6 protein-coding genes are annotated in these 10,006 nt (G+C 73.0%); 1 reads left to right on the top strand and 5 read right to left on the bottom strand.

What is annotated here, in order from left to right:
* Positions 1-66: 66 nt before the first annotated feature.
* Together GA0115240_RS02430 and GA0115240_RS02425 are read right to left on the bottom strand one after the other, a co-directional pair.
* On the bottom strand, positions 67-852 hold the full coding sequence (locus GA0115240_RS02430; protein WP_093734980.1) for an HNH endonuclease family protein: 786 nt from the start codon (positions 850-852) through the stop codon (positions 67-69).
* A 219-nt stretch (positions 853-1,071) separates the two neighbouring features.
* On the bottom strand, positions 1,072-1,665 hold the full coding sequence (locus tag GA0115240_RS02425) for a hypothetical protein (RefSeq protein WP_141708685.1): 594 nt from the start codon (positions 1,663-1,665) through the stop codon (positions 1,072-1,074).
* 181 nt (positions 1,666-1,846) lie between these two features.
* On the opposite strand from GA0115240_RS02425, the gene GA0115240_RS02420 reads away from it, so the two are divergent.
* Positions 1,847-3,493 (top strand): DUF2079 domain-containing protein, encoded by a 1,647-nt coding sequence (locus GA0115240_RS02420; RefSeq protein ID WP_093734978.1) that lies wholly within the window; start codon positions 1,847-1,849, stop codon positions 3,491-3,493.
* 28 nt (positions 3,494-3,521) lie between these two features.
* Here GA0115240_RS02420 and GA0115240_RS02415 read toward each other — a convergent pair whose 3' ends face one another.
* The 3 genes from GA0115240_RS02415 to mfd all read right to left on the bottom strand — a co-directional run bounded on the left by GA0115240_RS02415 (position 3,522) and on the right by mfd (position 9,508).
* Positions 3,522-4,463, bottom strand: coding sequence for a TolB family protein (locus tag GA0115240_RS02415; protein WP_202450954.1), 942 nt, complete (start codon positions 4,461-4,463; stop codon positions 3,522-3,524).
* Positions 4,464-4,618: 155 nt separating this feature from the next.
* Positions 4,619-5,731, bottom strand: coding sequence for a glycoside hydrolase family 19 protein (locus GA0115240_RS02410; protein ID WP_256069478.1), 1,113 nt, complete (start codon positions 5,729-5,731; stop codon positions 4,619-4,621).
* A gap of 168 nt (positions 5,732-5,899) precedes the next feature.
* Complete coding sequence (gene mfd / locus GA0115240_RS02405) at positions 5,900-9,508, bottom strand: transcription-repair coupling factor (RefSeq protein ID WP_093734977.1); 3,609 nt, start codon at positions 9,506-9,508, stop codon at positions 5,900-5,902.
* Positions 9,509-10,006: the final 498 nt, after the last annotated feature.

Here is a 10,006-nt window from a genome sequence, read left to right as displayed (position 1 = left end):
CGGTGGGGACCGACCGCGCGGGGCGGTCCGGCCGCCCGGTGGGCTCCGGCCGGGCGGGGCCGGGTGTCAGCCGCCGCACTGGGTGAGCATCGCCTGCTTGTCCGGACTGGTCACCGGCAGGTCGTACTTGATGGAGACCTCCGCGATCCGTACCGCGTAGGAGCAGCGGATCACCTTGCTCGGCGGCAGCCAACTGGCCGCCCCCGAGTCGCTCTTGGCGCCGTTCGACGGGCCGTCCACCGGCAGGAGGTTGAGCGGGTCGTTGGCGATCGACTCGCGCTTGGCCTTGGTCCAGTGCGCGGCGCCCATCTGCCAGTCGTACGACAGCGGCATCACATGGTCGATCTGGACGGCGGTCGCCTTGGCCTTGGTCCAGTGGATGGCCTTGCCCGTGTAGGGGTCGTCCAGCGTCATCGCCATCACCACGCACTTCGAACCGGACCGGAAGCGAAGATCGAGGCCGTCCCGCTTGAGCAGGTCGTTGCGGGTGTCGCAGCCGTTGTGTGCGAACGGCACATTGGACGCGGAGTCCATCCAGGCGGCGCCGAACTCCTCCCGGCTGTAACCGGTCTTGGGGCCGCGCCCCTTGGTGGCCACCTTCTTGATCAGCGCGACCGCCTTGGCCCGCTCGGCCGAGGACGTGATGGCCGCGAGCCCGGCCTTGGTGCCGTCGGGGTTGTCCAGCGGGTCGGCGGCCCGCCCGTTGCTGACCACGGGGCCGCTGCCGGCGGCCGTGTCACCGCTGCCATTCGGGCCGTCGGCGCCGATCGTGGTGTCCTTGCAGCCGGCGACGCCGAGCACCGCGGCGAGTACCGCGCTGCAAGCGAGGCCTCGGGCTATCCGTCTGTCCATCTACCACCTCGGGAGGGTGTCGTGGGGCGCGTGCGCGCCCGCGGCCGGTGCCGTTCATCTGGGTATCTGCCCCGATCACCGGGAAATAGCGCGCAGTTGCGGGCGCGGCGGGCGCGGTGTCCCCCCGCCGGGTGAACGGATCGTCGCCGCCGGCCCCCGGCGACGGCAGGCGCCGGGCCGCCGGCGGTCCCGGCAGGGCGCCTGCCTTCCGTCAAAGGGTCACGGACGCAATGCCTCGATCAACGCCGCGGACACCGCGGTCCGGGTCGCGGCGGCCGAACTCCCGGTGACGGTGCTGAGGTTGTGACCGGGGGTCGCACCGCCCGCTTCGGGAGTCCCGCCGGACCCGCCCGATCCGCCCGACCCGGCGGACCCGCCCGACCCGGCCACCACCACGAAGCGGGTGTCCGGATACCTCGCCGCGGCCGCCGCGGCCCCGCCGTCCGGCGCCGCGCCGACGGTGAGCACCACGGTGCACTTCCGGCCGGCCAGCGTCGCCAGATAGGGCCCCGCCGCGCCCGCGGTCTGCTCCCCCGCCATCGCCAGGTACGTCACCTCGGCGTGGGTCTTCGCCGAGGCGTCCTGCATGCCCGCCCACACCGGCACGGCCGCCGGGTCGGCGATCCCGCGCTCCCCGGTCAGCAGGCACGCCTGCGCCTGCGTGTAGGCGCGCGCCCGGGTCGGCGGCAGCGTACGCGGGTGGCCGGAACCCGATCCGGCCGCGATCGTGACCACCACGGCCACCGCCGCGGCCACACAGACCGCACCGCCGCCCGCTGCCCAGCGCCAGTGCGCGCGTATCCAAGTTTTCACGGCGGGCAGCATACGGTGCGGCAGCGGGAGCGGCCGGTTCTCCGGCGCGGCCCGCCCGCTCGGCGAGCGCCGGGGGCCGGCGCCGCCGAACACGCACGATCCGTCCCACGGGTCCCGCCCGCCCGGGCCGTCCCGTATCTTTTCCGGCAGACCCCGACCCCGTTTCGGAGGAGGACGACCGATGGACAGGGCCGAGGCTGTCATTCCGGCGCAGGACACCAAGGACGCCAGGGACACCGCGTCCGCGGCGCCGCCCACTCCGGCGGGCACGGGCGCGGACGACACCGGCGCGGGCCCCGGCCGGCGGCTGCGGACGCCCGGCGCCGGGCTCGACCCCTATCTGCTCACCGCCGTGTTCTTCGTGGCCTACCTGCTGCTGTCGGTCACCCGCTACCGGCAGATGCTCACCATGTCCTGGGACCTGGGCATCTTCGAGCAGGCCGTCAAGTCCTACGCGCACCTGCACGCGCCGGTCGCCGATCTGAAGGGGCCCGGCTTCAACATCCTGGGCGACCACTTCAGCCCGATCACCGCGCTGATCGCCCCCTTCTACCGGGTCTTCCCCACCCCGGTGACGCTGCTGGTGGCGCAGGCGCTGCTGTTCGCGGTCTCGGTGATCCCGGTCACCCGCGGCGCGGCGCGGTTGCTCGGGCGGGGGCGGGGCCTGGCGATCGGCGTCGCCTACGGGCTGTCGTGGGGGGTGCAGAAGGCGGTCCAGTTCGACTTCCACGAGATCGCGTTCGCGATGCCGCTGCTGGCCTTCTCCCTGGAGGCGGTGCTGCGCAAGCGGTGGGCGGCGGCGATGTGGTGGGCGGTGCCGCTGGTCTTCGTCAAGGAGGACATGGGGGTCACGGCCGCCGCGATAGGGGTGATCGTCTGGTGGCGCACCCGGCAGGAGCAGGAGCCCGTGCCGGACGGCGACTTCGCGGACGGGACGGCGCCGGCGGAGCGGGAGGGGCGGGCGACCCGGGGGGACCTGGACGACCGGGACCAGGAGGACCGGGACCGGGACCTGGAGGCCGGTGCGGGCCCGGTGGGCCGACTGTCGGACGCCCTGCGGTTCGGGCCCTGGGCGATCGGCCTGACCGGTTTCGGTGTGGCGGCCTCGGCCCTGGCGTTCGGCGTCATCATCCCGGCGTTCAACACCGCCGGCGGCTACGACTACTGGAACAAGCTGAACGGCAACGGGGCCCCGATGCCCGGCCACATCCCCCTCGCCACCGCCGTGCACACCCTGCTGTGGATCCTGCTGCCGACCAGCGGCCTGCTGGCGCTGCGCTCGCCGCTGATCCTCGCCGCGCTGCCGACCATCGGCTGGCGGTTCGTCTCGCACGACGACCACTACTGGGGCACCGACTGGCACTACAGCGCGGTGCTGATGCCGGTGGTCTTCCTGGCGCTGGTGGACGCCGCCGAACGGTCGCGGCGCAGCCACCGGCCCTGGCTGCGCTCCTACGCCTCGGGCGCGCCGGCCGCGGTGGCCGGAGCGGCGCTGGCGCTCACCCTCGCGCTGCCGCTCGCCGCCCTGGACCAGGGCGCCACGTACAAGGTCGACGCGCACACCAAGGCGGTCGAAAAGCTGCTGGACGAGATCCCCGACGGGGCCACGGTCGAGGCGAACGTCGGGCCCATCAGCCGCCTGGTGCACCGGACCACCGTGTACTGGGTCGGTGACACCCCGGGGGTGACGCCGGACTACATCGCGATCGACAACACGACGGGCTGGGTGCCGGACCCGGTGGTCTACGCGCAGCAGCTGCACCCGGCCGCGACGTACCAGGTGATCGCGAACTCCGAGGGGTACGTCATCCTGCACCGCCAGAGCTGAGCGTGCCGCAGCCGGGGCGGTTCGCGGGTCAGCCGGCCGCGTCCGCCGGGTAGTCGACGTAGGCGAAGCGCCGCGAGTCGGGGGCCCAGCTGTTGACGTTGAGGCTGCCCTGACCGCCGGTGAAGGCGAGGACGTCGCGCCGGGCGGCCCCGAGCGGGTCCATCAGGCGCAGGACCACCTCGCGGTCGGCCGGGTGGCCCTCGGTGCCGGGCGGGAAGCTGATGTACAGCACGTGGCGGCCGTCGGGCGACAGGTGCGGGAACCAGTTGACGCGTTCGTCCGAGGTGAGCCGGGTGAGGCCGGAGCCGTCGGGACGCATCCGGAAGATCTGGGCGTGGCCGGGCACGGTGGCGCCGTGCTCGGAGTTGAAGTAGATCCACTCGCCGTCCGGGGTGAACTCCGGGCCGTCGGCGGGCGCCGGGCTGTCGGTCAGCCGGGTGTCGGGGCCGCCGGCGGCCGGCAGGGTGAAGATGTTGCGGTAGCCCCACTCGTCACCGCCGTAGGGCTCGACACCGACATAGGCCAGGGTGCGGCCGTCCGGGGAGACGCCGTGCAGGAAGTGCCGGAAGGGGCCGGGACGCGGCTCGTTGGTCACCCGGCGGGCCGGGCCGCCGGCCAGCGGGACGGCGTGGATGTGGCCGTCGCCCGCCGAGAGGTACAGCGTCCGGCCGTCGGGGGAGATCACATGGTCGTTGTTGGCGTCGGTGATCCCGCCGGTGTCGATCACCTCGGGGGCGGGGCCGGCGCCCGGGCCCTGGTAGGTGGCGTCGGCGGCGATCCGCAGCAGCAGTCCGTCCTGGTTGAAGACCAGCCAGCGGCCGTCCGGCGTCCAGTTGGGCGCCTCCAGGGCGCTGCCGGTCGTCTGGTGCACGAGCCGCGGCGCGCCGCCGTCGATGTCGCCGACGAGCAGCCGGGCGCGCTGACCCGGGGCAAGCGGCCTGATGTTCGTACCGGCAGCGGTGATCGTCACAGCCGCTCACCTTAACGCGTGCCGCGCCCCGCTCCTCGAGGTCCGGGAGCGGGGCGCGGCTTCAGCGGGCGCGCTCTGCGGTCGGCGCGGGGGCCCGGTCGTGGCGCCTTCTCATCGGTGCGCGCCCAGCGGCGCGCGCGGGTGATCCGCGCCGCTCAGCAGGACAGATTGCTGCCGGCCGGCACGCCCAGGATCGAGGTGAAGCTCTGGTAGGCGCTGACCCGGCTCTGCACCTCGGCCGGGTTTCCGCCGTTGCACTCGATGCTGCCGTTGATGCTGCGGATGGTCTCGCCGAAGCCGGCGCCGTTGACCATGGCGTTGTGCGGCGTCATGGTGCCGGGTCCAGTCTGGGTGTCCCAGTACCACAGGCCGGTCTTCCAGGCGACGGCCGGATCGGTCTGCACGAGGTTCGGGTTGTCCAGCAGGTCGATGCCCAGCGCGTCGCCGGCCGCCTTGTAGTTGAAGTTCCAGCTGAGCTGGATCGGCCCGCGCCCGTAGTACGCGGCCGTGCCGGCCGGGCAGCCGTACGACTGGCTGGTGTCGCAGTAGGTCGGGTAGTTGGCGGTGTTCTGCTCGACGATGTAGACGAGGCCGCCGGTCTCGTGGCTGACGTTGGCGAGGAAGGCCGCGGCCTCCTGCTTCTTGACCGTGTCGCTGCCGGTGGTGGCGAAGCCGGGGTAGGCGCTCAGGGCGGCGGTCAGTCCGCTGTAGGTGTAGAAGGAGTTCCGGCTCGGGAACATCTGGTTGAACTGCGCCTCGCTGACGACGAAGGAGCCGGAGGCGGGCGGCGTGGTGGTGCCTCCGCTGCTGCCCCCGGTGGTGCCGGTGCCGGTGCAGGAGTACGGGTCCCAGTACCAGGTGCTGACGGTGGGGTCGTAGCCCGGGTTGTCGTGCTCGGCGATGTAGTAGTTGCCGTCGGTGTAGCGGACGATGTCGCCGGCGACGTAGGCGTGGCCCGCGGCCCAGGCCGGGTAGGAACAGCTGCCGCTGCCGCCGGTCGTACCGCCGGTGCCGCCCGAGGAGCCGCCGCAGCTGCCCTGATCGGCCCAGACGTCGGCGACGCCGGGCGTTTCGCCCTGGGTCCACCACTTGGCCGACCAGTTGTGGCTGTTGTAGGAGGCGGCCGTGCCTCCGGTGTAGACGGTGCCGGCGCTCCACGGCGACGCGCAGGTCGCGGCGGAGGCGGTGGAGGCCATCGGCAGCAGGAGCGCGAGCCCGATGACGGCCGCGAGGGCGGCGAGCAGGGCGATGAGACGTTGTCTCGACACGTGACCACTCCTTGTGGGGGGAGGTTCGAGTGGGGTCGTGTCAGCACTCAAACGGATTGGTCTGGACCTGTCAATAGCTCCGTGCCCATCCCGCACCACTGGTCACACATGCGACGGCGGTGCGGGTCCCTCGGCCCGCACCGCATCGCCCCGATCACGGGCGCGGGCTCAGGACCCCAGCACCGTCGTCAGGAACTCCGCTGTCCACTCGAGCAGTTCACGCCCCACCACCGGCTTCCCGCCGATCCGGCCGGTGGCCGGGCGCGGCACCAGCACCTGCTTGGCGGCCGGCTTGATCAGCGAACGCGGATAGACCCGCTGCAGCCGCAGCTCCTGCGACTCCCGCAACTCCACCGGACTGAAGCGGACGTTGCCGCCCTGGAGCGTGATGTCGCTGACGCCGACCTTCCGGGCCAGCATCCGCAGGCCCGCCACCAGCAGCAGATTCTCCACCGGCTCGGGCAGCTTGCCGTAGCGGTCGGTGAGTTCCTCGCGCACCGCGGTGATGTCCGCCTCGGTCGTCGCCGCGGCGATCGCGCGGTAGGCCTGCAGCCGCAGCCGCTCGCCGGGCGCGTAGTCGTGCGGGACGTGCGCGTCCACCGGCAGCTCGATCTTGACCTCCAGCAGCGTCTCCTCGGGCTCGCCGCTCGAATCCAGCGCCGAGCGGTAGTCCGCCACCGCCTCGCCCACCATCCGGACGTAGAGGTCGAAGCCGACGCCCGCGATGTGCCCGGACTGCTCGCCACCGAGCAGATTGCCGGCGCCGCGGATCTCCAGGTCCTTCATGGCGACATACATGCCCGCGCCCATCTCGGTGTGCTGGGCGATGGTGGCCAGCCGCTCGTGGGCGGTCTCGGTGAGCGGCTTCTCCGGCGGATACAGGAAGTACGCGTAGCCGCGCTCGCGGGACCGCCCGACCCGGCCGCGCAGCTGGTGCAGCTGCGACAGGCCGAAGGTGTCGCCGCGCTCCACGATCAGCGTGTTGGCGTTGGGGATGTCGATCCCTGACTCGACGATCGTGGTGGACACCAGGACGTCGAACTTCTTCTCCCAGAAGTCCACCACCACCTGTTCGAGCTGGGACTCCCCCATCTGCCCGTGGGCGGTGGCGATCCGCGCCTCCGGCACGATCTCGCGCAGCCGGGCCGCCGCCCGGTCGATGGACTCGACCCGGTTGTGGATGTAGAAGACCTGGCCCTCGCGCAGCAGCTCACGGCGAACCGCCGCGCCGATCTGCCGCTCCTCGTACGGCCCGACGAAGGTGAGCACCGGGTGCCGCTCCTCGGGCGGGGTGGTGATGGTGGACATCTCCCGGATGCCGGTCACCGCCATCTCCAAGGTGCGCGGGATCGGGGTGGCGGACATGGTCAGCACGTCCACGTTGGCCCGCAGCTTCTTCAGCTGCTCCTTGTGCTCGACACCGAACCGCTGCTCCTCGTCCACGATGACCAGGCCCAGGTCCTTGAACGTGGTCTCCGAGGAGAACAGCCGGTGGGTGCCGATCACCAGGTCGACCGAGCCGTCCCGCAGCCCCTCCAGCACCGCCTTGGCCTCGGTGTCGGTCTGGAAGCGCGACAGCGCCCGTACGTTCACCGGGAACTGCGCGTACCGCTCGGAGAAGGTGCCGAAGTGCTGCTGCACCAGCAGCGTCGTCGGCACCAGCACCGCGACCTGCTTGCCGTCCTGCACCGCCTTGAAGGCCGCCCGCACCGCGATCTCGGTCTTGCCGTACCCCACGTCGCCGCAGATCAGCCGGTCCATCGGAACCGACTTCTCCATGTCCTCCTTGACCTCGGCGATGGTGGTGAGCTGGTCCGGCGTCTCCGCGTACGGGAAGGCGTCCTCCAGCTCGCGCTGCCACGGGGTGTCGGCGCCGAAGGTGTAGCCGGGGGCGGCCATCCGCGCCGAGTACAGCCGGATCAGGTCGGCGGCGATCTCCTTGACCGCCTTCTTGGCCCGGGCCTTGGTCTTCGTCCAGTCCGCGCCGCCCAGCCGGTGCAGCGAGGGGGCCTCGCCGCCGACGTACTTGGTGATCTGCTCCAGCTGGTCGGTGGGGACGAACAGCCGGTCGCCGGGCTGGCCGCGCTTGGCCGCCGCGTACTCGACCACCAGGTACTCGCGGGTGGCGCCCTGCACGGTGCGCTGGGCCATCTCGATGTACCGGCCGACGCCGTGCTGCTCGTGCACGATGTAGTCGCCGCCGACCAGGGTGAGCGGGTCGATGGTCTTGCGGCGGCGGGACGGCATCCGCCCCATGTCCTTGGTCGACGACTTCTGGCCGGACAGGTCGGTCTCGGTGAGCACCGCCAGCTTCAGCGCCGGGTCGACGAAGCCGTGCTCCAGGGAGCCGGTCGCCACATGGACGACGGACGGCGCCAGCGCCGCCAGCGAGCCCGCCGCTCCGTCGGCCGAGGCCGCGCGGGCGGCGATGCCCTCGCCCCGCAGCACTTCCACCATCCGGGCCGCCGGGCCCTGGCCCTCGGTGACGAAGACCGTGCGCCAGCCCTCGGCGAGCCAGCCCTTGGTGTCGGCCAGCGCCCTGGCGGTGTCGCCGCGGTAGACCTCGGGGGCGTGCATGCCCAGCCGCAGGGTGTCGCCGAACTCCCGCTCCAGGCTGGTGTCGCCCGTCGCGCGCCGGCTGACCGCCAGCTCGTCCGCGGCGATCTCGTCGGCGGCAAAGGGGCTCACCGACCACCAGGGCAGGCCCAGCACCCGGGCCCGGTCCCGGACGTCGGCGATCGCCCACAGCGAGGCCGCGCCGAGATCCACCGGCGCCTGGCCGCCGCCCGCGGACGCCGCCCAGGACGCCTCCAGGAACTCCTGCGAGGTGGCCACCAGGTCGGCGGCCCGGGTACGCACCCGCTCCGGATCGCAGACCACCGCCATCGAACCGGCCGGCAGCACGTCCAGCAGCAGCTCCATGTCGTTGACCAGCACCGGGGCCAGCGACTCCATGCCCTCCACCGCGATGCCCTCGGCGATCTTGCCGAGCATCTCGTCCAGCTCCGGGTGCTCGACCGACAGGGCGGCGGCCCGGGCGCGCACCTGCTCGGTCAGCAGCAGCTCACGGCAGGGCGGGGCCCACAGACCGTGCTCGGCCACCTCCAGGGAGCGCTGGTCGGCGACTTTGAAGTAGCGGATCTCCTCCACGTCGTCGCCCCAGAACTCCACCCGCAGCGGGTGTTCCTCGGTCGGCGGGAAGACGTCCAGGATGCCGCCGCGGACCGCGAACTCGCCGCGCTTCTCGACCAGCTCCACCCGGGCGTACGCGGCTGCCGCCAGCCCGTCGACCACGGTGCCCAGATCCGCGCTCTGCCCGCTGCGCAAGAACACCGGCTCCAGGTCGCCCAGGCCCTTGACCTGCGGCTGGAGCACGGAGCGGATCGGGGCGACCACGACCTGTACCGGTCCGGCGCCCGGGTCGTCGGCCCGCGGGTGCGCCAGACGGCGCAGCACGGCCAGCCGGCGGCCCACCGTGTCGCTGCGGGGCGAGAGCCGCTCGTGCGGCAGCGTCTCCCACGCGGGGAACTCCACGACGGCGTCGTCCGGCAGCAGCGAGCGCAGCGCCGAGGCGAGGTCCTCGGCCTCCCGGCCGGTCGCGGTCACCGCCAGGACGGTGCGGCGGGCGCGGGTGGCAAGCGCGGCGATCGCCATCGGGCGGGCGGCGGGCGGACCGACCAGGTCCACCAGCGGGCGCGCGCCGGAGGTGGCGGCGGACACCGCCTCGGCGAGGGCGGGGTCCTCGACGACGACGTCGACCAGACCGTTCAGACTCATCAGGATTCCGTCCCAGGGGGCAGGCAGAGCGAGTGGGCACGCTGCCGCTCGGGCAACGCGAACCGCCCGACACGTGTCACGGGCCGGGGTTACATCCAGCCTACGACCTCCCGCCGACACCGCCGCCTTCCCCTTGCGGGGGGCGGCCGACGGGGGGTACGAGCCCCCGGGCCGTGAGGGCACCTCGCCCCGGCGGCATCCCCCTCCCGGCCCTCGCCAACCACCCCCCGGTGGCACCCCCCCGCGCAGTTCCCCGCGCCCCTCCCGGAGCCCACCTCACCCGCCGACACACACGCACCCCCCCCAAAGCGGCACGAGAACCTGCGCCACCAGTCACACCGCCCCCGCCCCCGACAACGCCGGGACGCCGCCCCCCGGGCCAGCCGCACCCGCCCCAAAGGGGCGCGGGGAACTGCGCGACCAACCACGACGCACCCGCACAAGGCAACGACGCGACACCGCCCCCGGGCCAGCCGCACCCGCCCCAAAAGGGGCGCG

The sequence above is a fragment of the Streptomyces sp. DvalAA-14 genome (assembly GCF_900091855.1).
In the GTDB taxonomy this organism is placed as follows: Bacteria; Actinomycetota; Actinomycetes; order Streptomycetales; family Streptomycetaceae; genus Actinacidiphila.
The sequence above is the reverse complement of the archived record's forward strand: the minus strand, read 5'-3'. Positions and strand labels throughout refer to the sequence as shown.